Consider the following 26,909-nt stretch of genomic DNA (forward strand, 5'->3'; position numbering starts at 1 on the left):
CTCGATCGTTCACGCTCACGGCGCCTTCGGAGGCGCGAGACCCGTGATGGCGACGGGCACGGCCTCGCCGCTGCCGGTGATCGCGCGCCGCACGATGCGACTCTTGTTCGTGTCGGCGATGACGAGGTCCTTGCCGGAGACCGTGATCCCCGCCGGCTCGGCGAGGCCCGAGAGCACCGTGCGTGTCGTGCCCTTCGCCGGGTCCACGCGCTTGACCTTGCCGTTGTACGAGTCGGCGACCCAGAGCGCGCCTTGCCCGTACGTCATGCCGATCGGGTGCTGCAGCCGCGCCTTGGAAGCCTCGCCGTCGACGTCACCGAACACGAAGAGGTCGACGCCGATCACGGTGCGCACGTTGGCCGTCGCGAAGTCGATCGCGCGCACGCTCGACGTCTCGCTGTCGAGCACGAACAAGCTCTTCTCGTCCGTGGCGAGCGCGCTCGGCTGGGCGAACGCGGCGGCCTGGGCCGGCCCGTCCTCGCGCGCCTCCCGTCCGCTGCCCGCGTAAAGGCGCACCGTGCCCATCTTCGGATCGAAGACCGCGATCTGATGCGAGCCGGCGAGCGCGACGTAGATCGATCCTTTGTAGTGCAACAGATCCCACGGTGAACGCAGCGGGGCCGTTCGCGCGGTATGCTCCTGCGATACGAGCGGCTCCGTGCCGATCACGCCCGTGCCGGCGACGGTCGTGACCTCGCGCGTGCGGCGGTCGATTTTGCGGATCAGGTGGTTGCCCGTATCGGCGACGTAGAGATCCGAGCCGACCTCCGTGAGCCCCTGCGGCCGCTGAAACGTCGCGCTCTCCGCCGCACCGTCCTTCGCGCCCGCCTCGCCCGCGCCGAACACGGCCTCCACCGCGCCGGCGGCGTTCGTCAGCACGATGCGGTGATGACCCGTGTCGGCGATGGCGAGGCCGCCGTTCTGCAGCGCGAGCACCTTGCCCGGGTATCGCAAAATGCCCGCAGGCCCGCGATCGGGGCGCAGTCCTTCGATCGGCGCCTTCGCGAGCACGTTCGCGGCCCGCCCTTCGGCGAGTGCTTCTTCGACCGCGCCGCTGAGCTCGCCTGGATCGGGCTCGCCCGATTCGATCCACGCGAGCCTGCCTTCCGCGTCGATCACCGCGACCGTGGGCCACGCGCGCACGCCCCACGCGTCCCAGATCGTCATGTTCGCGTCGACCGCGACGGGGTGGACGATCTCCAGATCACGCAGCGTGTCGCGCAGGCGCGCGGCGTTTTTCTCCTCGTCGAACTTGGGCGAGTGCACGCCCACGACGAGCACCGGATCCTTTGCGAAACGCCGCTCGATCGCGGCCAGCGTGGGCAGCGTTTGCAGGCAGTTGATGCAGCAGCTCGTCCAGAAATCGACCACCACGACGTGCCCACGCAGCGCGTCGCGTCGCAGCGGCCGATCCACGTTGAGCCACGCCGTCGCGCCGTTCCACTCGGGGATCGAAGGCCGATCGCCTGGCGGCAAGAGCAAGCTCTCCTTGGGCGCGCTCGCCTCCTTCGGCGTCGCGTCGACGACGGGCAGCTCGACCTTCGGCGCGGGCTTCGTGGCGGGGGTGGGGGACGTGCACGCGCTCGTGGCGACGAGCAGCGCGAGGGGCGGGATCCAGCGCATGGCCCCAGTCTACGCGCGGGGGGCCTTCGGGGCTGCCGCGCCTTGCCGGGCGCTCAGGAATCGCCGGCGAGCTTGCGCTCCAGGGCTTCGAGGTGGGCGCGGACCTGGGGGTCGGTGTCGCGCTGGGCCTCGATCTTCCGGACGGCGCTCATGACGGTCGTATGGTCGCGGTTGCCGAAGGCGCGGCCGATCTCGGGGAACGAGACCTTGAGCCGCTGCTTGCACAGGTACATCGCCACGTGCCGCGCGAACGCGATGCTCTTGTGGCGATCCTTGGACGTCAAATCGATCGAGCGAAGGTGGAAATGGTGGCAGACCGCGCGCTGGATGTCCTCCACGCTCATGATCGAGGCGCGCGGCGTGGCGGCCGTGATCTCGGCGCGGGCGAAGGCGAGATCCACGGGGCGGCCGGTGAGCGAGGACTTGGCGGCGAGGCGGATCAGCGTGCCTTCGAGCTCGCGCACGTTCGAGCGGATCACCTGGGCGAGGTAGAGCGCGACGTCGTCGGGAAGGACGATGCCTTCGAGGGCGGCCTTGTTGCGCACGATGGCCACGCGCGTCTCGAGCTCCGGGGCCTGGATGTCGGCGACGAGGCCCCACGAGAAGCGCGAGACGAGCCGCTCTTCCATGCGCTCGAGGTTCTGCGGGTACTTGTCGCTCGTCACCACGATCTGCCGATCGAGGCCGTGGAGCGCGTTGAACGTGTGGAAAAACTCTTCCTGCGTTTGCTCGCGGCCGGCGAGGAACTGGATGTCGTCGACGAGGAGCAGGTCGCAGTGGACGCGGTACTTCGCGCGGAAGTCGTCCATCCGGTGGTGCTGGATCGCCGTGATGAAGTCGTTCGTGAAGCGCTCGGCGGAGACGTAGATGATGCGGGCGCCGGGGCGCTCGTCGAGGACGCGGTGCGCGATCGCGTGGACGAGGTGGGTCTTGCCGAGGCCGGTGCCGCCGCAGATGAAGAGGGGGTTATACCGCCTGCCGCCGCCGCCCGCGGCCGCGATCGCGGCGGCGTGGGCGAGCTGGTTCGAGGGGCCGACGACGAACGTCGCGAAGGTGTGCTTCGGGTTCAAATCATCGGGCAGGGCAGGCCTGCGCTGCGGCGCGGGCGCGGGCGCCGGAGGGCGCGGCTCGGCGGCGACGGGCGCGCTCGGGGAGGCGGGCGCGGGCGCGGTCGGCGGATTCGTCGAGGGGCGCACGACGAGGGAGCGGGGGCGCACGGGCGGCATTTGCGGGACGTTTGCGATGGGCGCCTCGAGGTGCTGGTCGATGGTCCAGGCGACCTGAACGCTCCAGCCGGTGAGCTCACGGATCTTGTCGGTGATCGTGGGCAGGAAATTGGTCTTCACCCATTCGAGAACGAACTCGTTCTGCACCCTGAGCGAGAGGACCCCGTCGGTGAGGTCGTCGAACTGCACGCCGCCGAACCACTGATCGAACGTCGCAGGGGAGAGCCCGCGCGTATGCTCGATCGCCCGTTCGAAAATCGCTCGCGATTCGTCTCTCGAAGTGGTCATTCCAGCCCAGAAATCGCTGCGAATACAGTGCCGCGGCGATCCCCGTGCAGGATCGCCCCCAAGTTTTCCACAACCCGCATCAGCGATTCGTCTCGCTATCGTGCGGAATCAATACGGGAAGTTTACTGCCCGTGATGAATTCCCCGCGTTGTCCACAGGATATCCACAGAATGCCGAGGGGAACGCATGCTGTGGGCGCGAAGGGCACGATCAGGGGCCTGCGCCTCGGGGCTCGCCCGGCTCGGGGATGGGGGTCGACCCGCGTGGGCGACCCGCCCATTTCCAGGGGGGCTGTTCGAGCTTCGCGCAAGGGTTCATCACGGAACGCGAAAACGCACAATACAGGATCATGCCCCCCTGGGTAAGCCCTTGGGAGGTTTCCTTCACGATCGTCAGGAAAAATCCTAGTCCCGACGGGCCCCGCCAGAGGCCGCGGCGAAGACGAACCGGAGGTAGCACCGCGGACGGGCGGGCGTCCATCCCCATCGAAAACAAACCCGCCAACCACCTGATTTTACGACGGTTTTTCCGGGTTCGCCGATCCGACGCGTAACGCCGTTCGCGCTCTGCCGGGCGTCACGTTGCGGCGAGGGCCGAAACCATAGCCTCCGGAGGAAGCGCCCCCTCCGGACCCCCGAGAGAGGCGGGCATTGGCAGACGCGTCCGTCCGTCAAGAGGGAAGATTGTCCATGATTTCCGGCGTTTGCCCGCGACGGCCGTGGTCTGTCTCGAAGCCGTTTTGCGCCTGGCCCGAGAAGTTGCCCTGGGCCTCGACATGTGGCTAAGGCCCCCCCATGCGTCTGGTGAGCAGAAGAGCCACCACCCCCGCGGTCCTGTCCGCGCTCGTGGTCGGATCGTGGACAACGCTTGCGAGTGCGCAGGAAGCCGCCCTCGCCCCGCAGTTCGCCTACTCCTACGGAGAGCACGAGACGGCGCGTAGCCTCGCCATGGGCGGCGCGACGCGCGCCGTCGGCAACGGCACGACGGCGGTCTTCGCGAACCCGGCGAATATGGCGCTCACGCGCCTCTATCACATCGAGGCGATGGGGGAGTTCACGCCCGAGGTGACACGCGCCATCGGTGGTGGTGCCATCGTCGACTCGATCACGTCGTCGACCCGCATCGCCGGCGGCCTCGCGTTCTCGGGCGGCATCATCGATCCCGACGGCGTCGATCGTGGCTTCATCGACGCACGCGCGGCCGCCGCATACCCCATCGGCGATCGTGTCTTCATCGGCCTCGGCGGTCGCTACCTGCGCATGATCCAGGACGGCTTCGGCCCGCTCGATGACGCGGCAGCGGCACGTTACAGCTCCGTGTCAGGCGGCCTCGTCGACGCCGCGGGCAAGCGCATGCCGTCGGTCGACGCGCTGACCTTCGACGCAGGGCTCACCATCAAGATCACGCAGTCGGTGCACCTCGGCGTCTCGGGGCAGAACCTCACGCACCCGGGTCACGGCCTCCTGCCCACCACGATCGGCGCCGCGCTCGGGTACGGATCGAAGGACCTCACGCTCGAGGTCGACGGCGTCGCCGATCTCGACTCGTGGAACAAGGCGACGGCGCGCGTCATGGCCGGCGGCGAGTACCTCGCGGCCAACCACTACCCGATCCGCCTCGGCTACCGCTTCGATCAAGGCGCGGGCGTTCATCAGCTCTCCGCCGGCCTCGGCTACATCGGCCAGGAGCTCGCCGCCGAGGTCTCCATCCGCCGGACGCTCTCGACCGAGATCAACAGCACGATGATCGCCATCGGCCTGACGTATCACCTCGAGTCGAGCGGCCTCACGCGCAACCGCGTGAGCGGCGAAGGGTCGAGCGGCGAAGGCACGAGCAGCGAAGGCACGGGTGGCGACGCGGAGAAGTGACGCGCAGCGGTAGGCCGCGTGGGCGCATCCGGGACGGAAGGACGCGCCGCGCGTCTTGCGCCCGGAGACGTCGTGCCATAGTTCGGGCGTCGTGCTCTGCCTGACCCGACCGACCGATCCCACCTGGGCTGCCGTGGCCCTCGCCGACCTCGCCACCCTGCTGCGGGATCACGCGCACTGCGAGATGAAGGCGGCGTCGAACGCTCTGTCGCTCGCGGCGCGGTGGCCGGAGCGGACGGAGGTGGCGCGCGCGCTCGTCGAGCTCGCCGAAGAGGAGCTGCGTCATTTCCGGGGCGTACTCGACGAGCTCACCCGCCGCGGTCTCACGCTCGGCAAGCCCGAGGTCGACGTCTACGCGGCCGAGCTGCGCAAGGCGATCGGCGTCGGTCGCAAGGGCGCGCCGGAGGATCCGCTCGTCGATCGGCTGCTCGTCGGCGCGGTGATCGAGGCGCGCTCGTGCGAGCGGTTTCGCCTGCTCTGCGAGGCCTTGCGGGCGCGCGGCGACGAGCCCGAGCTGCTCGCGTTCTACGAGGAGCTCTTTGCTTGCGAGGCGCGGCACTACCGCACGTTCGTCGACCTCGCGACGAGCGTGAAGGCGGACGCTGCCGCCGTGCGCGCGCGCCTCGAAGAGATCGCGCGGGCCGAGGGGAGGCTCGTGGAGGTGCTCGGCAAAGAGCCCACCGTGCACGGGTGACACACATGGATCTTCCTCCGCACGAGATCGATCGTCTGATCGCGCGAGCCACCGACGAGCTCCGCCAGAAGGCGCGCGCCTTCCGCGTCGAGGGACCCGCTCCGCGTGGCAACGTGCTCGAAGCCTTCCGCGCAGTGAGCACCCGATCGATGTGGATCGAGCTCGGCGAGCGCGGCGCGAAGGATCCGATCCTCGCGGCCGCGTGCGCGCACGTTGCAGCACTCACGATCGCGCGCGTCACCTGGGCCGAGCGTGTGCGCCTCGCCGAGGCGTGGCACGCGCCCACGATCGAGATCGAAGGTCCCGTGCCCGAGCGCGTGAGCCCGCGCGTGACGCTCGAACGTCTGCTCGACGAGACCGTGCCCGCACGCCGCCACGTCCTCGCCGATGCGCTCACGCGTGGCGCGGGGGATCTCTCGGACGCCGCGCTCGTCCACGAAGAGCGCCGCGCCGAGGCGTTTCGCCGCCTCGGGATCGAGGACGTCGATGCCCTCGAGATCCCCGTGAAGCCTCCGACCTCGCTCGCGCGCATCGCCGAGCGCTTGCTCGACGTAACGGCCGAGCTCATGCCGAAGCGCGCGCTGCGCTGGGACGACGCGCTCGCTGCGATGCTCGCGCGTGACGCCGGCGAGGGCTGGCCTGCGCGCCTCTCGCCGCGCTGGTTCCAGGAGCTCTTCGGCAAGACGGGCCTCTTCGAAGGCCTCTCGATCCCGCCGTTCCCGCTCCCGCGCCTCCTCGGCGCCGCCTCCTTCGCGCGCGCGCTCGCTCGCTTCGGTGAAGCCTTCGCCGAGGCCGACGTCCCGCGCGCGGCGCCCTTCGTGCTCGCGCGTCCGCCGTTTGATCTTCGTCGCGCTCGCAGGGCCGCCCTCTTCGGTGCGTTGCCCACCGACCCCATGTTCGGCATGCGGTCGCTCGGCCTCGGCCGTTCGCGCGCGCGATCGCAAGCCCAAGAGGTCGCAAGCGCGCTTCTCCTCTCCCTCCGCCTCGACGCGGCGCGTGTCCTCCTTCGTGGCACGGTCACCCTCCCGCATCGCGCGCGGCGCGAGCGCTTCGAGGAGCTCACCGATCGTGCCCTCGGCGCATCGATCCCCGGCGTGCTCGCGTTCGTCCTTCCCGGTTCCGATCCTCAGGATCCGACGCGCCTCGCGGGGGCGCTTCTCGCCATGTCGGATCGCCGCGCGCTCCTCGAGCGCTTCGACGAGGACTGGTTCCAGAACCCGCGCGCGGCTCTCGCCTTGCGTGAGGAGCACACCGTCCTGCCGCGGGATCCGACGAGCACCGAGGCCGCGATCGAGGCGGGCCTCGTCGACCTCTCGCGCTCGCTCGCCGAGCTCTTCCGCTGATGCACGGTCGTGACTCCGGCCGCCCGATCCGGTAGGTATCGTGCCGTGGTGCAGAAGTACGGGATCCCCATCACCGACCTGCCGGGTCACTGCCTCGACGCCGTCGATGCGGCCGAACGCGTCCGCGCGCGCACGCTCGTCACGCGCGAGGGGCATCCGATCGCGGCCATCGTCCCGATGAGCGACCTCGACAAGATCGATCCGCCCGATCCTGCGGTCGACGGCATCGACCCGCTGCTCTCCTTGTGCGGCACGTGCCGCCATGACGAGTTCGTCGACTCGCTCCTCACCGACATCTCGCAGACCGGTCTCTGGCGTCGGGGCTAGCGCGCGTGGGTTACCTCTTCGATACGGCCACGCTGGCCGAGGTCCTCCGCACGGTCCCTTCGCGACTGCTCGTCAAACGTCTCTCCGGCGTGCCCACCTCGGAACGCTGGACGACGTCGATCACGGTCAGCCAGATCCTGATCGCCGCGCGCCGCACGAAGCACCCGAAGCTCATGCAGGACGTCATCCGCCTCGTCGCGGCGGTGAAGGTCGCGCCCTTCGACACGCTCGCGGCGCAGTCCTTCGCCAAGCTCCGCACGACCGTCGCGCCCGACGTCGACACCGACGACGTCATGATCGCGGCCATCGCCGTCACGCACGACTTCACGCTCGTGACCCGCAGGCCTGCTGCGTTCCGCATCTATCCGCACCTGCGCGTCGAGGACTGGACGCTCTAGCGACCGAGCTGGTTCGTCCACGCGACCCCTTCCGTTCGTGGGGTGTTCCGTTGGGGCCGACCTCGGACCGGACGCACTTTTTTCGGGAAACGGCGGGCTCGGAGCCGGGTCCTTTGCCCCCTTTCTGCCGCGCGCGGGTGGGCCTGCTTCCGGCGAACAAAAGGGGCCTTCCCGTTCCCTTCGTCACGTGCTAGTTGCCCCCGCGCCCATCGAGAGGGTGTCTTTTTGCCTCTCGCGCGGCCCGTGACGTTCGGAGGCTCTCTCCTCGGGATCAACCGAGGGTCATGACCCCTGGCCTCCCCGCCTCATCGAGCCGATCGAGACATCGAGGCCCTCCGGAGACCGCCGGATCCCGTGAACCACCTCGCCTCAGCCAAGCTCTTCGCCTCGGCGATCAACGTCGATTTCGACCCGACGTTCATCGCCCAGTTCATCCTTTTCACGACCTTCGTCGTCGTGCTGCGGCCCTTGCTCTTCGATCCGCTGCTTCGCGTGTTCGAGGAGCGCGAGAAGCGCACCGAGGGCGCGAAGGTCGAGGCCCGCGCGATGGACGCGAAGGCCGGCGAGCTGCTCACGAAGTACGAGGCGGAGCTCGAGAAGGTCCGGCGCGAGGCGAACGTCGAGCGCGAGAAGCTGCGCCGCGAGGCCAAGGAGCTCGAGACGAAGATCATGAACGAGGCGCGTGACGAGGCGGCGCGCATCCTCGAGACGGGCAAGACGCGGATCGCCGCGGAGGTCGAGCAGATGAGGAAGGAACTGAAGGACGCGCAGCCGGCGCTCGCCGCCGAGATCGCGTCCCGGGTCCTCGGTCGGGAGGTCGGTCGATGATGTCGCGAAGGCTTGCGAAAGTCTTCTTCCCGCTCGCGGTGGGTCTCGCGGGCGCTTCGGCGTTCGCGCAGACGAACCCGAACCAGGGTTTGCCCGCGGGGCACCCGCCGCTCGACGTCCCGCCCGGCCAGGCGCGGCCGGCGCCGGGGCAGATGCCCCGTCCGATGCCGGGTGGCCAGCCGGGGCAGGCGATGCCGGGGCGCCCTGGTTTTCCGCCGGGGATGCAGCGGCAGCCGCAGCGCGCGCCCGCGCCGGCGCACGCCAAGGCGAGCGATCATGGCGGCGGGCACGGCGGGCATTGCCCCGGCCACGGCCCGCACGACGCCCCGCATTTCGACCAGATCAACTGGTGGCACGGCATGATCGCCGTGAACAACGAGAAGGCGGTCCAGCCGGGCTTCGTGAACAAGCTCCTCTGGCGCTACGAGAACCACTCGGATCCCTGCGATCCGAAGAACGAGCCGCCGCCGTTCCTCGCGTCGATCCTGAACCTCGGCGTGCTCGGGTTCCTCCTCTACCGCTTCGGCAAGAAGCCGATCGGCGAGGCGCTCGTGAAGCGCAAGCAGTCGATCATGTCGGAGATCGACAACGCGGCGCGCCTGAAGAACGAGGCGCAGAAGCGGCTCGACGAGTACGAGACCAAGTTCGAGCAGATGGCCGAGACGCTCTCTGTGCTGAAGGCCGAGTACGCGGCCCAGGCCGAGCTCGAGAAGAAGCACATCCTCGCCGAGGCCGAGGAGCGTCGGGCGCGCATGCGTCGCGACGCCGAGTTCCGCATCGAGCAGGAGCTCCGGACGGCGCGGATCGAGCTCATGCACGAGGCGGTGCAGGGCGCGACGGCAGCGGCCGAGGACATCATTCGCAGCCGCACGGCGCAGGCCGATCTCGATCGGATGAGCGAGGACTACCTGACCTCGGTGCGTGAGGCGCTCGCTTCGAGCGGGCCTGCAGGAGGAGCGCGATGAGCAGCGAGACGATCGCCAGGCGGTATGCGCGCGCGGTCTTCGAGCTCGGCAAGGAGCTCAAGAATCTGCCCGTGATCGCGCGGGACCTCGCGGATTTCTCGGCGAGCTTCGAGAAGTCGGACGAGCTCCGGATGGTCCTTTCGAGCCCGCTCATCGCGGAGGAACAGCGTGAGGCGCTCCTCAAGGAGGTCGGCCAGCGCATGAGCCTCTCGGAGACCGCGCTCTCGACGCTTCGTCTGCTCGCCAAGCGCAGGCGCCTCTCGGCGCTGCCGGACATGGTCCGTCAGCTCGAGAAGCTCGTGGACGAGGACGCGGGCACGCTCCGCGCGACGGTCACGAGCGCTGGTCCGCTCAGCGAGAGCTACCTTGCGAAGCTTCGCGCCGAGCTCGAGAAATCGACGGGCCGCAAGGTCGTCATCACGAACGTGCAGGATCCCTCGCTCATCGCAGGCATCGTCACCCGCATCGGCGACCGGGTGATCGACGGGAGCGTCAAGGCCCGCCTCGAGAGCTTCCGCGAGTCGCTGCTCCGCACCTAGTCGATAGGCCGACCGAGGCCCCCAAATTTTCACCGCCCCTCGCACGGGCCGGGTCGAACCAGGATCAAGGACTTCCCCCATGCAGCTCAGAGCCGAAGAGATTTCCCAGATCATCAAGAAGCAGATCCAGAACATCGACAAGGCCGCGCTCGTCACCGAGGTGGGCACGGTGCTCACGGTCGGCGACGGTATCGCCCGCGTGTACGGCCTCAGCCGCGCGATGGCCGGTGAGCTCGTCGAGTTCGTGGGCGCGGGCGGCGAGACGCTCGCGGGGCTCGTGCTGAACCTCGAGGCCGACAACGTCGGCTGCGCGATCTTCGGCGACACGAGCATCATCAAGGAAGGCGACTCCGTGAAGCGCACGGGCCGCATCCTCGACGTGCCGGCGGGCGAGGCCGTCGTTGGCCGCGTCCTGAACGCGCTCGGCATGCCGATCGACGGCAAGGGCCCGATCGAGACGAAGGAGCGCCGCCGCGTCGAGGTGAAGGCGCCCGGCATCATCCAGCGCCAGCCGGTCAAGGACCCGCTCCAGACGGGCATCAAGGCGATCGACGCGATGATCCCGATCGGCCGTGGTCAGCGCGAGCTCATCATCGGCGACCGCCAGGTTGGCAAGACTGCCGTCGCCATCGACGCGATCATCAACCAGAAGGGCAAGGGCGTTCACTGCATCTACGTCGCGATCGGCCAGAAGCTCAGCACGGTCCGGCAGGTCGTCGATCGCCTCGAGTCCTACGGCGCCATGGAGTACACGACCGTCGTCGCTGCGACCGCGAGCGAGACGGCGCCGCTGCAGTACATCGCGCCGTACACGGGCGTCACGATCGGCGAGTACTTCCGCGACACGGGCCGCCATGCGCTCTGCGTCTACGACGACCTCTCGAAGCAGGCCGTTGCGTACCGCCAGCTCTCGCTGCTCCTCCGCCGCCCGCCGGGCCGCGAGGCGTACCCGGGCGACGTCTTCTACCTCCACTCGCGTCTGCTCGAGCGCGCCGCGAAGATGGCGGACGTCTTCTGGGTCGTGAAGAAGGGCACGCCTGCGCCGCCGGACGGAGACCGTGACTATCGCGGCGCCGACGGCAAGATCCACATCGGCGAGCAGGGCAAGGAGTCGTCGCACCACAGCTTGAAGCAGCTCGGCAGCGACTACGAGATCATCAAGGACAAGTGGTCCGGCGGTTCGCTCACGGCGCTCCCCGTCATCGAGACGCAGGCCGGTGACGTCTCGGCGTACATCCCAACGAACGTCATCAGCATCACGGACGGGCAGATCTTCCTCGAGGCGGACCTGTTCTTCTCGGGCGTTCGTCCGGCCATCAACGTCGGCATCTCGGTCAGCCGCGTCGGCGGCAACGCGCAGATCAAGGCGATGAAGAGCGTCGCCGGTACGCTCCGCCTCGACCTCGCGCAGTACCGCGCCATGGCGGCGTTCGCGCAGTTCGCGGGCGACCTCGACGCCAAGACGCGCAAGCAGCTCGAGCGCGGCGCGCGCATGGTCGAGATCCTGAAGCAGGGCCAGTACGTCCCGCTCTCGGTCGAGAAGCAGGTCCTCATCATCTACGCCGGCATCAACGGCTACGTCGACGACCTGCCGGTCGAGTCGCTCGCGCAGTTCGAGGACGAGCTCTACAAGTACGTCGAGTCGAAGCACTCGACGCTTTTGCCGGCGATCGCCGAGAAGAAGGCGCTCGACGACGAGCTCAAGAAGCAGATGAACAAGGCGATCGAGTCCTTCAAGAAGACCTTCGTCCCCGGCGGCAAGTCGAAGCCTGCCGTCGAGGAGGAGGAGGCCGAGGCCCCGAAGGCCGAGGCGAAGGCCGATGGCAAGGCGGCCGCGAAGAAGGCCGCAAAGAAAGCGAAGTAAGCCGTGCCTTCGCTCAAAGCGATCCGCAAGCGCATCACCAGCGTCCGCTCGACGCAGAAGATCACGCGCGCGATGAAGATGGTTGCTGGCGCGCGGCTCAACCGTGCCCAGCAGCGCATCACCGAGCTGCGTCCGTACGCCATCAAGACGCAGGAGGTCCTCGCGGCGATCACGGCCTCGGCGCGCGCGGCGAGCGCGCAGGACGCCGGGCAAGGCGTCCCTGCGGACGCCGACGTCGTCCTCGAGCGCCCGCTCCACCCGCTGCTCGTCGAGCGTCCGGAGCGCCGCGTGATGCTCCTGATCCTCACGAGTGATCGTGGCCTCTGCGGCGCGTTCAACACGAACATCAACAAGCGCGCCGAGCGCGAGTGGAAGAGCCGCGTCGATCAGGGGCAGGAGGTGACCATGAAGGTCATCGGCCGCAAAGGCCGGGACTACATGAGCCGCCGCAACGCCCCGAACCTCGGCTACCTCCCGGGCGTCTGGGAGAAGCTCGCCCTCGAGACGGCGCAGCGCGTGGGCAAGGAGATCCTCGATCCCTTCCTCAAGGGCGAGGTCGACAGCATTTACGTCATCTACAACGAGTTCAAGAGCGCGGTCACCCAGCAGGTCGTGGTCGAGCGCCTCTTGCCCGTTCGTCCCCTCGCCGAGGGCGACCAGGCCGAGGCGACGTCGGCGACCGAGTTCATCTTCGAGCCGAGCCGCGAGGCACTGCTCGACGTGCTCGCGCCGATGTACGTCGACATCTCGCTCCTGCGCGCGCTCTACGAGTCGATGGCGAGCGAGTTTGGCGCAAAGCTCACGGCGATGGACGCGGCCACGAAGAACGCGAAGGAAATGGTCGAGCGCTTGACGCTCGAATACAACCGCGCGCGTCAGGCTGCGATCACCAAGGAGCTCATGGAGATCATCGGTGGCAGCGAGGCGCTGAAGGACTAGGTCCTTCCTCGTCCCGCTCGTGGGGCGCGTCGCTCGGACGCGCCGAGCCGCGCCCCACAGCCCGCAGTCCTCACCTCCCGAGCCGCACCTGTGGCCATCCTCCTCCCTATCAACCCCGAGCACCCCGAGCCTCGCAAGATCCGGCGCGCCGTCGAGATCCTGGAGAAGGGCGGCGTCATCGCTTACCCGACGGACACCGTCTACGGGCTCGGCTGCGACCTCTTCAACAAGCAGGCGATCGAGACGCTCTACCAGATCAAGGGGATGCAGCGAGACAAGAACCTCGCCTTCATCTGCCCGGATCTCGGTGACATCGCGCGGTACGCGATCGTCGAGAACGCGGCCTACCGCGTGCTCAAGCGCTTCCTGCCCGGCCCGTATTGCTTTGTGCTCCAAGCGACGCGGGAGGTGCCGAAGATCGTGCAGATGAACAAGAAGACCGTGGGCATCCGCGTGCCTTCGCATCCCGTCACGCTCGCGATCGTGCGTGAGCTCGGGCGGCCGATCATCAGCACGACCGCGGCGCCCCCCGGCGAGGATCCCATGGTCGATCCGTGGGAGATCAAGGAGCGCTTCCCCGGCCTCGAGCTCGTCCTCGACGCCGGTGCTGGCGGCACCCTGCCCACGACCGTCGTCGACCTCAGCGCAGGCGACGTGCACATCCTGCGCGAGGGCGCAGGGCCCACCGACGAGCTCGTTTGAGCTCGAACGAACGCCGGAGCCTCAAGGCTCCTTGGCGTGCTCCCCTTCGCCCTCGCCGGGCGACCCCTCCGGCTTCAGCGTCGGCACCGGGATGACCGGGAGCGGCTCCTCCGCGCCCGCCTCCGCGCCCTCCTCGGCTGCGCCCGTCTCCGCGTCCGCCTCGCCGTCCGGCGCGGCGTCGACGCCCGCGTCGGGCGAGGTGTCCTTCAAGAACACCTCGTCGACCGCGTTCTCCTGCCCCTCGTACGCGAGCAGGCCCGTCTCCGGATCGATCTGCTTGTGCTCGAGGCCCGCGGGCTCGGTCGGCGCGCGCTTCGGTTTGCCCGCGTGCGCCTCGCGCATGAAGTCCACGAACGCGGGCAGCGACGCGACTGCGCCCGTCTCGCCCGCGCCGAGCGGCGCTGCGTCGTCGAAGCCTGTCCACACCGCGCACGCGATGTCCATCGAGTAACCGACGAACCACGCGTCCTTCGACTGGTTGCTCGTCCCGGTCTTGCCGGCGATCCATCGATCGAGCGCCTTCGCGCGTGTCGCCGTGCCTCGCTCCACCACGGTCCGGAGCAGGCTGTTCATCAGGAACGCCTCCTCCTCGGTGAGCACGCGCTTCGGCTCCGGCTCCGCGTCGAGCTGGATGTCGACCCCGTTCGGCCCGGTGATCCGCGTGATGAGCCGCGGCTTCTTGTACTCGCCGCCTGCCGCGAACGCCGCGTACGCCGCGGCCATCTCGCGCGGCGTCACCTCGTAGGCCCCGAGCGCGAGCGACAGATCCGCGCCGAGCTTCGACTCGATCCCGAGCTCTTGCGCGAACGTCATCACGTTCGCCGGACCGAGCTCCTGGATCGACCACACCGCGGCCACGTTCACGCTGTGCGCGAGCGCCTCACGCAGACGTGCCGGCGTCTTCCCTTCGCTCTCGTCGTAGTTGTTCGGCTGGTAGCCCTTCAGCGCTGCGGGGTTCGTCTCGAGCAACGTGGCCGGCGTGAGCTTGCGCGTGTGGATGCCGTACGCGTAGACGAACGCCTTGAACGTCGAGCCCGGCTGCCTCTTCGCGAGCGTCCGATCGAGCCCGGCGCGCACGCCCTCGTAGCCACCGACGAGCGCCACGATGTCGCGCGTCGCGACGTCGATCGCCACGAGCGCCGACTGCGGACCTAGCTCGAGCCGTAGCCCCGCGGGCTGCGTCTTCTCCTTCGGCATTTGCTCCGGCGGCGGCTCCTCGTGCGGCGGCTCGGGCGCGCCCTGGCGCGGATCCGCGGCCGACGCGGCGGCCTCCTTCGGGTCCACGAGGCTCACGCGCAGCACCTTGCCGACCTTCGCGAACTGGCTCGGCAGGAGATCCTTCGGGTTGTACCGACTCTTCCCGCGCAGATCGACCGCGCCTGCGAGCGCGCCGATCCGCACGAACAAGAGCCCCTTCGTGTCGTCGTGTCCCGTCACGACGCCGGCGTACACGCGATGACCACTCGGCTTCGGCGCGCCCTCGAACGCGGGCGGCTCGCGTTTGCCCGGCGCGAGCGGCGCGACCATGTTGTGCCGCTTCAAGTACGCGTCGAGGCTCGACCGCACCGCGCCGCGCGCCTTCGACTGCAGCGTCGGATCGATCGTCGTCGTGATCGTGTAGCCGCCACGATCCGCGTCCGGCCCCACGAGCGCGCGCAGCGTCCGCTTCGCTTCCTCGACGACCTCGGGCGCGAGCTCGCGCATCTCTTCCTGCGCGGGCGCGAGGTTCACCTCCTCCGTCCGCGCGCGCTCCACCTCTTCCGCCGTCGCGAAGCCCTTCGCGAGCATCTGCCCGAGCACGTACTCGCGCCGCTTCTTCGCGCGCTCGAGGCTCACGCGTGGCGAGTAGATGCCCGGCCCCTTCACGATCCCCGCGAGGAGCGCGGCCTGCGCGAGCGTCGCCTCGCGGATCGACTTGCCGAAGTAGTACCGACAAGCCTCCTCGATCCCGTAGCGCCCGTGCCCGAAGTAGATGTGGTTCAGGTAGAGCCCGAGGATCTCGTTCTTCGTGAGCTCCTGCTCGATGCGACGCGCGAGGATGACCTCCTTCATCTTCCGGTCGAACGTGCGCTCGGACGTGAGCAGCACGTTCTTCACGACCTGCTGCGTGATCGTGCTCGCACCCTGCTTCGTGCTCGCGCCGCGCAGGTTCTTGTAGAGCGCGCGCAGCATCCCCGGATAGTCGAGCCCCTTGTGCTCGTAGAAGGCCGCGTCCTCCGCGGCGAGCGCCGCGTAGCGCACGTGCGCAGGCAAGGACTCGACATCGACGATCGTGCGCCGCTCGACGAACAGCTCGCCGAGCACCACCTGACCGCCACGCGCGAGCACGCGCGTCACCTGCGGCGGCCTGTAACTCTTGAGCTCCTCCGTCGACGGCAGGTCCGCCTCGTAGTGCCGGATCGTCAGCGCGACGCCGAGCATCGCCGCCGCCGCGAGCAGCACGATCGCGATCCCCGCGCGCCGCACCCAGCGCTGGATCGTTCGCTTGCGCCTGCGCGCGGCGCGCCGCTTCTCGCGCTCCTCGTCGGTCGTGCTCATCGCCTCGTTCGGCGCTGCGGGCGAGCTCTTCGCCTCGTTTGGCGCTGCGGGCGAGCTCTTCCTCGCGTCGCTACCGTTCTGTTCTTCGGAGGGGCGATCGGCCGGCATGGTGGGTGTCTCGGAAACGCCGAGCGCGCTTCGGATCGTCCGCTAGCGAAGCAGCTTGAGGACGATGACGGCGAGGAGCACGCCCACGATCAAGAAGCCCACTGCCACGCCGACGAGCATCAGCGTCGACGGCGTGCCCTTCACGACGACGGGCGCGGGCGTGGGCGCGGGCGTGGGGCCCGGCTGCGACCTCGACGCGGGTGGCGCGATGCGCAGCGACGACGGGCCGTCGGTGATCCCCGACCTGAGCTTCGGGCTCACGGCGTGCGGCGACGGCATCGGCCGCGGCGCCGACGCCGGGTTGCCCGTGCTCGTCATCGGCGACCGCGGCGCCGACGCCGGATTGCCCGTGCTCGTCATCGGGTTGGCGCCGTTCGGCTTGCGGTTCGAGGGCGCGCCGTCCATCGCGGCGGGCGCGGCCGCGCCTCCTTGCCGTGAGGACCCGGGTGCGGGCTGGCGCTGCGACTCCGGCTTCGCCTCCGGCATGTTCGCGACCTCGGCGTGCGAGCGCGACGCCTTCTCGAGCACCTCCATGCTGCTCGCGGGGAACAGCCCGGAGAAACCCTTGCCTCCGCCCGGCGCGTACGGCTTCAGCGCGTCGGCGAAGTCCGCGGCCGTCGTGTATCGATCCTCCGGCCGCTTCTCGAGCGCCTTCGCGATCACCGCGCCGAGTCCTTGCGGGAAGGTTTTCCCCGGCACGCGCGTCTCCAGCGCGAGCGGCGGCTTCGTCACGTGGTGCTGGATGAACTCCATCGGCGTGCGCGCATCGAACGGCAGCTTGCCGGTGAGCATCTCGTAGAGGATCACCGCGAGCGAGTAGATGTCGCTGCGCGCGTCGAGCGGTTTGCCCTGGGCTTGCTCGGGCGACATGAACTCCGGCGTCCCGAAGACCATGCCCTCCTGCGTGAGCATCACGGAGCCTGGGCGCAGCTCGCGCTCGGTGACCTTCGCGAGACCGAAGTCGAGCACCTTCGGGAAGTCGCGCAGACCTCCGTTGGTGGACAAAAAGATGTTCTCGGGCTTCAGGTCGCGGTGGACGATCCCCTGCGAGTGCGCCTCTTGCAGCGCGCCGCAGACCTGGATGAGCACCGGGATCGCGCGATCGAGGGGCATCGGCCCCTCCTTGCGGACGATCTGGTTGAGGTTTTTCCCCTCCAGGTACTCCATCACGATGTACAGCGAGCCGTCTTCGAGCTCGCCGTAGAGCAGCACCTTCACCGTGTTCGGGTGCGTCAGGTGGCTCATCGCGCGCGCTTCGCGTCGGAACCTCGAGACGAGGTCTTTGCGGTTCGCGAGCTTCGGATGGAGGATCTTCACGGCCACCATCCGGTTCATCGCCGGTTGCGCGGCCTTGTAGACGGATCCCATCCCGCCCGAGCCGATCTTCTGCAGGATCTGGAACTGACCGCCCAGAATGTCTCGGCCGATGTTCGGGTCTTGCGGGCGCATCGGATCTTCAGCCGGAAAATATCACCTCGCCGGCCTCGCTCGTCCATGACAGCCTCACGTCCGGCGAGGAAGATCCGTGAAAAGCCCGAATGGAGAGCAGGCGTCCCAACGCACCACGCCATCCCGGGATTCCGGTAACCCCCCGGCCGAAGCCCTTGCCGATCCCCCTTCGGGCCCCCCTTCCGGACCCCCCCTGGCGAGCGCGCCGAGCCCTGTTTTCTCGGCACTTCTCGACGCCGAGGGCTTCCGCCACGCGTTCTTCACGCGCGCTGGCGGGGTCAGCCGTCCCCCGTGGGACTCCCTGAACGTCGCCGCCGCCGCCACCGGAGACGACCCGTCGGACGTGCAGGAGAACATTCGTCGTTGCGCCGAGGCCCTGGGTGTGCCCCTGTCGCGCCTTTACATCCTCAGCCAGGTTCACGGCACCGACGCGCACATCCTCGACGGTACCGAAGACCGCGAGGAGGTCGTGAAGCGCCTCGGCGACATCACTGCCTCGCGCACGCGCGGCGTCGCGTGCGGCGTGCGCTCCGCCGACTGCGTGCCCGTCTTGCTCGCCGATCGACAGAGCGGCGCCGTCGTCGCCGTGCACAGCGGTTGGCGCGGCACCGTGGCGAACGCAGCCGCCGCGGGCGTCGCCGTTCTCCGCACGCTCGCGTCTTCACCGAGCATCGTCGCGGCGATCGGCCCGCACATCGAGCCGTGTTGCTTCGAGGTCGGCGATGACGTCGCAGCCTCGCTCGCCAGCGCCTCCGACGCCGGCGACGACGTCGTCGATCGCAGCCGCGACCGCGCGCACGTCGACCTTCGCCGCATCGTCCGCGCGCAGCTCACGGCCGCGGGCGTCGAGCCCTCGCGAATCGACGATGTCCGCGGCTGTACCGTGTGTGATCGCGAGCGTTACTTCTCGTATCGGCGTGACGCCGCGAAGAGCGGACGGCTCCTCTCGGCGATCGTCGCGCGCGCTTGATCAGCGGCCCTGCGGGACGAGGACGATCTTGCCGCCGCGGCCTTCACGCTCGGCGTGCGTCACGGCGTCCTTGATTCGATCGAGCGTGTACGTCGCCTCGACCGGCACGGCGACCGCGCTCGTCGCGACCAGGCCCGCGAGCCGCTTCCAGAGCTCGCAGAGCTCCTCCTTCGGGATCGTCGCGAGGTGCGAAGCGAGCCAGAAGCCGCGCAGGTGGATGTCGCGGAACACGAGATCGTTCGTCGCGATGTGCCCCGGCTGTCCGCTCAGCATGCCGTAACTCACGACAGTGCCGCCGCGACCGAGACAACCCGCGATGCGCGTCGTCGCGCCGCCCGCGACCGCGTCGAGCCCGAGCTTGATCGACGCGCCACGCGTCGCCGCGGTGATGCGCTTGCCGAGCTCGGCGCCGTCGACGAGCACCACGTTCGCGCCGAGCGCGCGCAACGGCTCGCACTGCGACGCGCGCCGCACCACGTTCACCGTCTTGATGCCGCGCTCCTTCGCGAGCGTGACGATCCACCGCCCGATCGCCGAGCTCGCCGCGTTCTGCACGAGGAAGTCGCCGGGCCCGAGGTTCACGAGCGCCGTCAGCAGGAAGTGCGCGGCGAGCGGGTTCAACGTCGCCATCGCGAGCTGCTCGGCCGGCACGCCTTCCGGCGCGGGGATCACGTCCTCGGCGTGGACCTTCAGCCGCTCGCGCCACGCGCCTGCGCCGATCGGCAAGAGCACGCGCGTGCCTCGCTCGATTCCGCGCACGCCGGGGCCCACGTCGATCACGCGGCCCACGCCTTCTTTTCCGGGCACCGTCGGCAGACGCGGCAGCGCGCCGTAGATGCCCGACAGGATCAAGAGATCCGACGGGTTGATCGGGGTTGCCTCGACCGAGACCGTGATCTCGCCCTCGCGCGGCGATTCCGGCTCGGGCACCTCGAGGTAACGGACCACCTCGGCCGGGGGCCCGAACGCATCGACTCGAATTGCCTTCATGTCTCGCTAAAAGGGCCGCTTCTTCAGGTCCTTGACGTTGCCGAGCGGGTCGTCGGGGTTGTCCTTCATGAGCCCGCGCAGCACTTCCTTCACGTCCTTCTGAGGCGACCGATGGGGTTCGTCCGAGGACGATGTCTTGTCGTCGCTCCGCGCTTGCGAAGGCGCGTTGCCACTCGCGCCGGCCTCGCGGTTCTGTTTCGCGTCGCCGAGCTGCGAGGCCGCCATGGAGCGCTGCAGGAGCACCTGCGCGATCTTGCGATGGTAGGCCTGGCGCGTGTTGTGGAGCAGCGACTCGTACGCCGTGTCCTGCACGAGCACGTACTTGAACGTGTACGTCGCGCGCGGGATGCGGCCGCGCTGGTAGAGCACGTCCGCCTCGACGAGTCGATCGAGCTCGCGTTGTAGCGTCGTCGGATCGATCGGCGACACGGCCTCGATGAGATCGTAGGTGAACTCGCGCCCGAGGATCGCGCCGAGCTGCGCCACGCGTTTGGCGGAGCCGAGCCTGTCGAGCCGCGCCATGAGCGAGTCGCGCAGCGTCGCGGGGATCGCGAACGCGGGCAGCGGGCCCGTGAGCAGGTAACGACCGCCGCGCTCTTCGAGCAGCCCCGATTCGAGCAGCATCTTCGTCACTTCCTCGACGAAGAGCGGCACGCCGTCCGTCTTCTCGACGAGCTGATCGAAGACCTCCTGGGGCAGCTCTTTCCCCTTCGTGATCTCCTCGACCATCATCTTCACGCGCTTCGGCGTGAGGCGGCTCAGCGTCACGGTGCTGACGTGCGAGCGCGCGGGCCACGGCGGGACGAACCCGGGGCGCGCCGTGCCGAGCAGCATCGTGCTCACCGTCGGCAGGTCGTGCACGATGTCGCCGAGGATCGCGAGCGTCGAGGGATCGGCCCAGTGCAGATCCGCGAACATGACCACGACCGGCCTCTTCCGCGCGAGCGTCTCGATCGCCGTGAAGAGCACCTCTTGCAGCTTCGCGCGCTGATCATCGGCGGCCATCGTGATCGGCGGATAGCGATGCCAGACCGGCAGGCCGAGCAGCGCGCCGAAGAGCGGCATCACCTCGGGCAGCGGATAGCCGTAGTGCGTGAGCGCGCGCTCGAGTTTGCTGATCTTCTCCTCGGGGGTGTCGCGCGGGACCAGCACGAAGAGCTGGTTCACGAGCCCCGCGATCGGGAAGAGCGGGCGGTCGCGCTGATCTTGCAGGCAACGCGTCTCGAGCCACGTGTGCGGTGAGGTCTCGAGTCTGTCCCGGAACACGCGCGTCAGGCGCGACTTGCCGATGCCCGCCTCGCCCGAGATCAAAAGGAGCTGCCCCGAACCCTCTTCCACGCGGGCCCAGCGATCGAGCATCAGGCCGAGCTCCAGATCGCGGCCGACCATGGGCGTGAGCCTGCCCGTGGTCATGCCCTCGATGCGGCTCTTCGCGCCGCTCTCGTCGCTCACCTGGTACGTCTCGACCGGCTGCGGGTAGCCCTTCAGCGTGCGCAGGCCGAGGCCCTGGCATTGGTAGTAGTTGCGCACGAGCCGGTACGTCGTGCCGCTGATGAGCACCGTGTTGCGCCGCGCGAGGTTCGCCAGGCGCCAGGCCATCGTCGGCGTCGCGCCCGCGATCGCGGCGGGCTTGCTCGCCGCTTCGTCGATGATCTCCCACGTCAGCACGAGGCCCGTGTGCACGCCGACCCGCACGTCGAGCAGTGGTTTGTCGTGGCGGCTGTTCAGCTTCTGCGCCGACTCCACGAGCTCGAGGGCTGCGCTCACGGCGCGGCGCGCATCGTCCTCGCGCGCGATCGGGTAGCCGAAGTACGCGATCTGTCCCTCGCCGAGCGGCTGCGCGGTCTGGCCCTTGTAGCCCTTCATCACCTGCGCGAACGTGTCCTCGTACTCCTTCATCGAATCGCGCAGCTTCTGCGGATCGAGCTTCGAGGCGTTCTCCGTCGAGGGCAAAAGCTCGTACGAGACGATCGTGAGCTGCCGGCGTTCGCCCTCGGGGACCAGCGTGTCGCTGCCGGCGCGCAGCACCGTCCCGATGCCCACGTGCAACGGCTCCGAGCCCTTCGCGGGCATCGGCGTCACCGTCCCGGGCTGCGCCTTCGCCTCGGCATCGGCGGCCTTCGCCTGGGCGTCGGCCTCGGCCGCCTTCTTCATGTTGTGCCGCGAGCGCGACGAGGGGCGCGTGTGCGTCCGCTCCCGCTCCGATCGCGGCAGCGCGCCCGAGGGCATCGTCGCCGGCGGCGGCGGGTTGCTCGGCGTGCTCGGCAGGTTCTGCGGACGCAGCGTCTCCGCGTGCTCGATCGTCTCGGGGGCTTGCGGCGCCTGGCCCGTGAGCATCGTCCGATGCGCCTCGTTCGCCTTCTCCGGCGGCCCGATCCCGAGGCTCTCGGCCAGCGCCTTGACCTGATCCCACACGGTCGCGAACCGCTTCTTCGGATCGCGATCACACGAGCGCAAAAACCACGCGTCGAACGCCGGCGGCAGGCTCGGATCGCGAACCGACGGCGCCTCCATCGGGCGCGTCAGGATCTCGACGAGCAGCTCCGCCATCGTGTGGGCCTTCCAGTAGACCAGGCCCGTGAGCAGACGGAACGCGATGAGCCCGAGCGCCCACATGTCCGCGGGCGGCCCGACGCGTGGCGTGTCGCCGGTGGCTTGCTCGGGCGGCATGTAGAGCGGCGTCCCGAGCACCGCGCCTGTGCGGGTCAGGCGCGCCTCCTCGATGTTGCCCTCGTCGCCGGCCATCTTCGAGATGCCGAAATCGAGCACCTTCACGATCACGCGGCCGTCGTAGTGCTCGTGCAGGAAGATGTTCTCGGGCTTGAGATCGCGATGGACGATCCCGAGCGCGTGCGCCTTGCTCAGCGCGTCTGCGACTTGCCAGTAGATGCCCACGACCTCGGCGGCGGGCACCTTTTGCATGCGCTGCACGTACGCTTCGAGATCGGAGCCGCGCAGGAGCTCCATCACGAGGAACGGCGCGTTGCCGAGCTCGGGCGCGACGTCGGCGTCGATCACGCGCACCACGTGATCGCTGCGGATCCGCGCGGGCAGCCAGGCCTCGCGCTTGAAGCGCTTGACGAGCTTCGCATTGGTGCCGACGTGCGCTTGCAGCACCTTCATCGCCAGCTCTTCGCCGGTGTACACGTGCTCGACGAGGTACACCGTCCCCATGTTCCCCTCGCCAATGGGGTGAACGACGCGATATCGCGATGCGATGAGCTCGGGGATCTTCTCCGGCAGCATAGTCAGCGACGCGCACCACACCGGGCGGCTGGCCGGGCAGCTTCGTTCCCGGGCGCGCGCGCGGGGCAACGGTGCCTCGGTGCGCGCGCGGCAGGGACGAGGAGGGGCATCCCGAACATCGTATTCTTCCTCCTTGCGCCTTACCAGCCTTCTACATGTGGATCGTTCGCCCCTCCGCGTGCGCTCTGCTTACGAAACGTCGGCAATTCTTTCGCGTCTGGTCACAGACCTTTCCACGGCCCTCCCGAGGAACGCCCCGCCGGTTTTTCGTACGACGCCATCGGATCGTGCCCCACAGGCTCGATCGCTGCATTCTTGGCCTCGGGGGGCTCCTCCAAGGTAGTGTCATGTCCCACGCGACCGGAGGTTCTCCTACATGACGAACGAACGACGCAGGAAACGGAGCGAGCTGGTCCAGGTGGCGGCCAGCCTCTATCTCGAAGCCGTGATCGAGCGGAGCCGGATCAAGGCCGTGGCGCTCGCGAGCGACGAGGGGCTGCTCGTGGCCGGGGCCGGGGCCGGGTACGACCACGAGTGGCTCGCGGCGCTCGGCATCGTCACGGGGGAGCCTCATTTCAACGACGTGATCACGGAGATCACGCGGGGCGAGGGGATGGTTTCGTTCGACGTCCCGGTCCATGGCCGCACCCTTCGGCTCTCGGCCGTGGGCAAGGTGCCTCCTTCGCTCGAAGACGCGAGCGCGGCGCTTTCGCGCATCTTCGCGCCGCTCTTCGGGGCGAGCCTGCCGGTCGTCGCGTCTTCCTGAGCTCGCTCCCTTCCTGATACGTTCGGGGTCGTGCTTGTCCTCCGCTCGACCCCTACGCTTATTTCCGTCCTCCTCGCCTCCCTCATTGCCGTCGGCTGCGCGCCGGCGCTCTCCAGCATGCAGCCGGCGCACGTGGCACCCAAAGGCCACGTCCAGGCCGAGCTCGGGATGGATATCTCCATACCGACGGGCTCGATCTCGGACCTCGTCGACGTCGCCACGGTGCTCGTCGACGCCTCCGACGATCGCGACCTCACGCAGGCGGAGGTCGATCAGATCTACGCCGCGGCCGGCAGCCTCGCCCTGAATCCGCCTTCGGTGACCCCGCATATCGGCGTCGGATACACGCCGATCGACAACCTCGAAGTCTCGCTGCGCTTCGCCACGAGCTCCCTTCGCTTGGGCGGCCGTTATCAATTTTTGAATGGGGAAAAGCACGGTGTCGACGCCTCCGTGGGGCTCGGGCTCGGCTATTACATTTTGCCCTTGCCGCTCGGCGACACGCTGCAGATCGTCGAGCTCGAGGATTTCACGCGATTTCAGATCGACGTCCCGCTCGTGTTCGGCAAACAGGGGAACTGGTATCGGATCTGGGGCGGGCCGCGGTTCATGTACACGCATTTCGGCACCTCGCTGAAGCTCGCGATCCCGGAGGACGTCGCGAAGGCGATCGCGGGCCGCAGCGAGCTCGCGTCGTTCGGCGGAAATGCGTTTTACGTGGGCGGACAGGGCGGCGTGGCCGTTGGATACAAGCACGTCTTTTTCGGTTTCGAGCTCACCCTGGTGCAGCTCATCTCGAACGGCAACCTGCAGGTGCTCAACCAAACCGTGCGCGAGCTCGACCACAATAGCTTCATCGTGTATCCGGCGCTCGGCTTCATGGGCGAGTTTTGAGGGGAAGACGGCGCGCTCCGTGCATCGTTCCTGAGCGGGGGTAAGATGTCCGCGCGCCGGCCCGCGGCGCCCGAGGAGGGAAGATGATCGATCTTCATTTTTGGCCCACGCCGAACGGTCGCAAAATCTCCATCATGCTCGAAGAGGTGGAGCTCCCGTACCGGGTCATCCCCGTGAACATCGGACGCGGCGAGCAGTTCAAGCCCGAGTTCCTGGCGATCAGCCCGAACAACCGCATGCCGGCCATCGTCGACCACGAACCCGAGGGCGGCGGCGCGCCGATCAGCGTCTTCGAATCGGGCGCCATTCTGGTCTACCTCGCCGAGAAGACCGGTCGTTTCTTGCCGAAAGACGCGCGCGGTCGGGCTGAAACGTTGCAATGGCTCTTCTGGCAAATGGGCGGACTCGGGCCCATGGCCGGCCAGGCTCACCATTTCCGCATCTATGCGCCCGAGAAGATCGAATACGCGATCGAGCGATACACCAAGGAGGTGAACCGCCTCTACGGCGTCATGGACAAACGCCTCTCGGACCGCGACTACCTCGCGGGCGACTACTCGATCGCGGACATGGCCGCCTGGCCGTGGGTCGTGCCGTGGAAGGCGCAGGGGCAGAACCTCGACGACTTCCCGCACCTGAAGCGCTGGTTCGAGGCGATCGAAGCCCGCCCTGCCGTCGAGCGCGGCCGCGCCGTCGGTCGCGATCTCGTGCAGACCCAGGGCCCGGCGATGGACGACGAGGCGAAGAAGGTTCTGTTCGGACAAACGGCCGCGACGGTGCGCGGGCGCTGAAAGGGAAGGGGGGCGAGCTCGTTCGCGACGTGCTCGCCCCTTCCAGGCGTCAGACCGCGGGCTCGGCCGCGCGCTTCGCCAGGTAATCGATCAGATCGATCTTCGAGATGATCCCGACGACCCGCGTGCCGTCGGTGACGATGGCGACGCGCGCGTCGTTCAGCACGCCCTTCAAGAGCTCGACCTTCGTGTCGACGGTGACCGTCGCGTATTCGCTCTCGATGAGCTCCTGGATGTGCGAGTCGAGGCTGCCCTTGCCGCCGACGAGGTGACGGAGCAGGTCGACCTCGTGCACGAGGCCGCAGAGCTTGCCCTCGTCGACGATGGGGATCTGGCTGATGCCGTGGGTCTTCAGCTTGTTGATGACCTCGCCGACCCGGTCCTGCGGCCGCGCGGACACGACCTCGCCGAGGGGTTTGCCCGCGAGCAGATCACGCACCGTGCCGAGGCTCTTCTCCTCTTCGAGGAAGCCGTTCGAGCGCATCCAGTTGTCGTTGAAGATCTTGCCGAGGTACTTCGAGGCCGCGTCGGGCAAGAGGATCAGGATGTTCTCCTTCCGGCCGCTCTGCCGCGCGTACTTGATCGCGCCCGCGACGGCCGCGCCCCCGGATCCGCCGACGAACAGGCCCTCGAGACGCACGAGATCACGCGTCATGAGGAAGCACTCCTTGTCATCGACGCGGATGACCTCGTCGATGATCTGGAGGTTCATCGTGCTCGGGAAGAAGTCCTCACCGATGCCCTCGACCTTGTAGCTGAAGGGCTTCGTGATGCGGCCCGTCTTCACGAAGTCGTAGTAGAGCGAGCCCACGGGATCGACGCCGACGAGCTTGATCGAGGGCTTCTTCTCGCGGAGGTACTTGCCCGTCCCGCTGATCGTGCCGCCCGTGCCCATGCCTGCGACGAACACGTCGAGCTCGTCGCCGCACTGCTCCCAGATCTCGGGACCGGTCGAAAGGTAGTGCGCGCCCGGGTTCGAGGGGTTGTGGTACTGGTTCGCGTAGAAGCAATTCGGCGTCTCGTCCGCGATGCGCTTGGCGACCTGGTAGTAGCTGCGCGGGTCGTCGGGCTCGACGGCCGTGGGACAAACGACGACCTTCGCCCCGAACGCGCGCAGGGTGTCGACCTTCTCCTGCGACATCTTGTCGGGCATCACGAAGATGCACTTGTAGCCTTTGACGGCCGCGTTCAGCGCGAGCGCCGCGCCGGTGTTGCCGCTCGTCGCCTCGACGATCGTGCCGCCCGGCTTGAGCCCGGCCGCCTCGGCGTCCCGGATCATGTTGATGGCGACCCTGTCCTTGTGGCTCCCGCCGGGATTCAGGTACTCGCACTTGACGTAGATGTCGCTCTCGATCCCCTCGGTCACCTTGTTCAGCTTGACGATGGGAGTCCGACCGACGGCCTTGGTGATGTCACTCAGGGCGCCTCGCATCATGGGGGTCGTTTCTAGTAGGCCACGGGAACCGACACAAGCTTTGTCGGGCAGACCCGCACGCAGCGGCGCGGTTCGGTGGGCGCGGGGACGGACGGGAAAAAGTGCCACGATCGACGGC

At 68.5% G+C, this 26,909-nt stretch carries 22 protein-coding genes; 15 read left to right on the forward strand and 7 right to left on the reverse strand.

What is annotated here, in order from left to right; all coding sequences use genetic code 11:
* Positions 1-15: 15 nt before the first annotated feature.
* A complete protein-coding gene (locus KEG38_RS07005) occupies positions 16-1,623 on the reverse strand; it encodes a thioredoxin-like domain-containing protein (protein WP_272418288.1) in 1,608 nt (535 codons plus the stop codon).
* A gap of 53 nt (positions 1,624-1,676) precedes the next feature.
* Positions 1,677-3,137 (reverse strand): chromosomal replication initiator protein DnaA, encoded by a 1,461-nt coding sequence (gene dnaA / locus KEG38_RS07010; RefSeq protein WP_272418289.1) that lies wholly within the window; start codon positions 3,135-3,137, stop codon positions 1,677-1,679.
* A 794-nt stretch (positions 3,138-3,931) separates the two neighbouring features.
* On the opposite strand from dnaA, the gene KEG38_RS07015 reads away from it, so the two are divergent.
* The 11 genes from KEG38_RS07015 to KEG38_RS07065 all read left to right on the forward strand — a co-directional run bounded on the left by KEG38_RS07015 (position 3,932) and on the right by KEG38_RS07065 (position 13,604).
* Positions 3,932-5,005, forward strand: coding sequence for a PorV/PorQ family protein (locus tag KEG38_RS07015; RefSeq protein ID WP_272418291.1), 1,074 nt, complete (start codon positions 3,932-3,934; stop codon positions 5,003-5,005).
* Positions 5,006-5,096: 91 nt separating this feature from the next.
* The gene (locus tag KEG38_RS07020) at positions 5,097-5,699 is read left to right on the forward strand and encodes a MiaE family protein (protein WP_272418292.1); all 603 of its coding nucleotides are present in this window, start codon (positions 5,097-5,099) and stop codon (positions 5,697-5,699) included.
* 5 nt (positions 5,700-5,704) lie between these two features.
* On the forward strand, positions 5,705-7,042 hold the full coding sequence (locus tag KEG38_RS07025; RefSeq protein ID WP_272418293.1) for a hypothetical protein: 1,338 nt from the start codon (positions 5,705-5,707) through the stop codon (positions 7,040-7,042).
* Positions 7,043-7,090: 48 nt separating this feature from the next.
* Positions 7,091-7,369, forward strand: coding sequence for a type II toxin-antitoxin system Phd/YefM family antitoxin (locus tag KEG38_RS07030; protein WP_272418294.1), 279 nt, complete (start codon positions 7,091-7,093; stop codon positions 7,367-7,369).
* Between the two features lie 5 nt (positions 7,370-7,374).
* Positions 7,375-7,767 carry a PIN domain-containing protein gene (locus tag KEG38_RS07035; protein WP_272418295.1) on the forward strand — a complete coding sequence of 131 codons (393 nt, stop codon included), beginning with the start codon at positions 7,375-7,377 and terminating at the stop codon, positions 7,765-7,767.
* Between the two features lie 354 nt (positions 7,768-8,121).
* Entirely contained in the window at positions 8,122-8,595 is a 474-nt protein-coding gene (locus KEG38_RS07040; protein WP_272418297.1) for a F0F1 ATP synthase subunit B, read from the forward strand.
* Positions 8,592-9,560 (forward strand): F0F1 ATP synthase subunit B, encoded by a 969-nt coding sequence (locus KEG38_RS07045; RefSeq protein ID WP_272418298.1) that lies wholly within the window; start codon positions 8,592-8,594, stop codon positions 9,558-9,560. Before KEG38_RS07040 ends, KEG38_RS07045 begins: the two co-directional genes overlap by 4 nt.
* Positions 9,557-10,099 (forward strand): ATP synthase F1 subunit delta, encoded by a 543-nt coding sequence (gene atpH / locus KEG38_RS07050; RefSeq protein ID WP_272418299.1) that lies wholly within the window; start codon positions 9,557-9,559, stop codon positions 10,097-10,099. Before KEG38_RS07045 ends, atpH begins: the two co-directional genes overlap by 4 nt.
* A gap of 79 nt (positions 10,100-10,178) precedes the next feature.
* The gene (atpA, locus tag KEG38_RS07055) at positions 10,179-11,963 is read left to right on the forward strand and encodes a F0F1 ATP synthase subunit alpha (RefSeq protein WP_272418300.1); all 1,785 of its coding nucleotides are present in this window, start codon (positions 10,179-10,181) and stop codon (positions 11,961-11,963) included.
* Between the two features lie 3 nt (positions 11,964-11,966).
* Entirely contained in the window at positions 11,967-12,902 is a 936-nt protein-coding gene (gene atpG, locus KEG38_RS07060) for an ATP synthase F1 subunit gamma (RefSeq protein WP_272418302.1), read from the forward strand.
* Positions 12,903-12,992: 90 nt separating this feature from the next.
* Positions 12,993-13,604, forward strand: a complete 612-nt coding sequence (locus KEG38_RS07065) for an L-threonylcarbamoyladenylate synthase (RefSeq protein WP_272418303.1) — start codon at positions 12,993-12,995, stop codon at positions 13,602-13,604.
* Between the two features lie 21 nt (positions 13,605-13,625).
* On the opposite strand, the gene KEG38_RS07070 is transcribed toward KEG38_RS07065, so the two are convergent.
* Together KEG38_RS07070 and KEG38_RS07075 are read right to left on the reverse strand one after the other, a co-directional pair.
* A complete protein-coding gene (locus tag KEG38_RS07070; RefSeq protein ID WP_272418305.1) occupies positions 13,626-16,250 on the reverse strand; it encodes a penicillin-binding protein 1A in 2,625 nt (874 codons plus the stop codon).
* Positions 16,251-16,292: 42 nt separating this feature from the next.
* On the reverse strand, positions 16,293-17,699 hold the full coding sequence (locus KEG38_RS07075) for a serine/threonine-protein kinase (RefSeq protein WP_272418306.1): 1,407 nt from the start codon (positions 17,697-17,699) through the stop codon (positions 16,293-16,295).
* 193 nt (positions 17,700-17,892) lie between these two features.
* Between KEG38_RS07075 and pgeF the strand changes: the two genes are divergently transcribed.
* Positions 17,893-18,669, forward strand: coding sequence for a peptidoglycan editing factor PgeF (gene pgeF, locus KEG38_RS07080; protein WP_272418624.1), 777 nt, complete (start codon positions 17,893-17,895; stop codon positions 18,667-18,669).
* On the opposite strand, the gene KEG38_RS07085 is transcribed toward pgeF, so the two are convergent.
* Positions 18,670-19,659: a zinc-dependent alcohol dehydrogenase family protein gene (locus KEG38_RS07085; protein ID WP_272418307.1), complete on the reverse strand. Its 990-nt coding sequence runs from the start codon at positions 19,657-19,659 to the stop codon at positions 18,670-18,672.
* 6 nt (positions 19,660-19,665) lie between these two features.
* Complete coding sequence (locus KEG38_RS07090; protein ID WP_272418308.1) at positions 19,666-22,905, reverse strand: protein kinase domain-containing protein; 3,240 nt, start codon at positions 22,903-22,905, stop codon at positions 19,666-19,668.
* 376 nt (positions 22,906-23,281) lie between these two features.
* Between KEG38_RS07090 and KEG38_RS07095 the strand changes: the two genes are divergently transcribed.
* The 3 genes from KEG38_RS07095 (at position 23,282) to KEG38_RS07105 (ending at position 25,356) form a co-directional block, all read left to right on the forward strand.
* Positions 23,282-23,671, forward strand: a complete 390-nt coding sequence (locus KEG38_RS07095) for a hypothetical protein (protein WP_272418309.1) — start codon at positions 23,282-23,284, stop codon at positions 23,669-23,671.
* Between the two features lie 30 nt (positions 23,672-23,701).
* On the forward strand, positions 23,702-24,565 hold the full coding sequence (locus KEG38_RS07100) for a hypothetical protein (protein WP_272418310.1): 864 nt from the start codon (positions 23,702-23,704) through the stop codon (positions 24,563-24,565).
* A gap of 83 nt (positions 24,566-24,648) precedes the next feature.
* Positions 24,649-25,356, forward strand: coding sequence for a glutathione binding-like protein (locus tag KEG38_RS07105; RefSeq protein WP_272418312.1), 708 nt, complete (start codon positions 24,649-24,651; stop codon positions 25,354-25,356).
* A 49-nt stretch (positions 25,357-25,405) separates the two neighbouring features.
* On the opposite strand, the gene KEG38_RS07110 is transcribed toward KEG38_RS07105, so the two are convergent.
* Positions 25,406-26,791, reverse strand: a complete 1,386-nt coding sequence (locus tag KEG38_RS07110) for a cystathionine beta-synthase (protein WP_272418313.1) — start codon at positions 26,789-26,791, stop codon at positions 25,406-25,408.
* Positions 26,792-26,909: the final 118 nt, after the last annotated feature.

The organism is Polyangium jinanense, assembly GCF_028435265.1.
Lineage (GTDB): Bacteria > Myxococcota_A > Polyangia > Polyangiales > Polyangiaceae > Polyangium > Polyangium jinanense.

Bases quoted from the DNA above. Each gene is read 5' to 3' on its own strand.
- KEG38_RS07045 (WP_272418298.1), top strand. From the start codon at position 8,592: ATGATGTCGCGAAGGCTTGCGAAAGTCTTCTTCCCGCTCGCGGTGGGT.
- KEG38_RS07090 (WP_272418308.1), bottom strand. From the start codon at position 22,905: ATGCTGCCGGAGAAGATCCCCGAGCTCATCGCATCGCGATATCGCGTC.
- KEG38_RS07025 (WP_272418293.1), top strand. From the start codon at position 5,705: ATGGATCTTCCTCCGCACGAGATCGATCGTCTGATCGCGCGAGCCACC.
- KEG38_RS07110 (WP_272418313.1), bottom strand. From the start codon at position 26,791: ATGATGCGAGGCGCCCTGAGTGACATCACCAAGGCCGTCGGTCGGACT.
- atpH (WP_272418299.1), top strand. From the start codon at position 9,557: ATGAGCAGCGAGACGATCGCCAGGCGGTATGCGCGCGCGGTCTTCGAG.
- KEG38_RS07095 (WP_272418309.1), top strand. From the start codon at position 23,282: ATGACGAACGAACGACGCAGGAAACGGAGCGAGCTGGTCCAGGTGGCG.
- KEG38_RS07005 (WP_272418288.1), bottom strand. From the start codon at position 1,623: ATGCGCTGGATCCCGCCCCTCGCGCTGCTCGTCGCCACGAGCGCGTGC.
- KEG38_RS07075 (WP_272418306.1), bottom strand. From the start codon at position 17,699: ATGCGCCCGCAAGACCCGAACATCGGCCGAGACATTCTGGGCGGTCAG.
- atpA (WP_272418300.1), top strand. From the start codon at position 10,179: ATGCAGCTCAGAGCCGAAGAGATTTCCCAGATCATCAAGAAGCAGATC.
- dnaA (WP_272418289.1), bottom strand. From the start codon at position 3,137: ATGACCACTTCGAGAGACGAATCGCGAGCGATTTTCGAACGGGCGATC.
- KEG38_RS07070 (WP_272418305.1), bottom strand. From the start codon at position 16,250: ATGCCGGCCGATCGCCCCTCCGAAGAACAGAACGGTAGCGACGCGAGG.
- KEG38_RS07085 (WP_272418307.1), bottom strand. From the start codon at position 19,659: ATGAAGGCAATTCGAGTCGATGCGTTCGGGCCCCCGGCCGAGGTGGTC.
- KEG38_RS07105 (WP_272418312.1), top strand. From the start codon at position 24,649: ATGATCGATCTTCATTTTTGGCCCACGCCGAACGGTCGCAAAATCTCC.
- KEG38_RS07015 (WP_272418291.1), top strand. From the start codon at position 3,932: ATGCGTCTGGTGAGCAGAAGAGCCACCACCCCCGCGGTCCTGTCCGCG.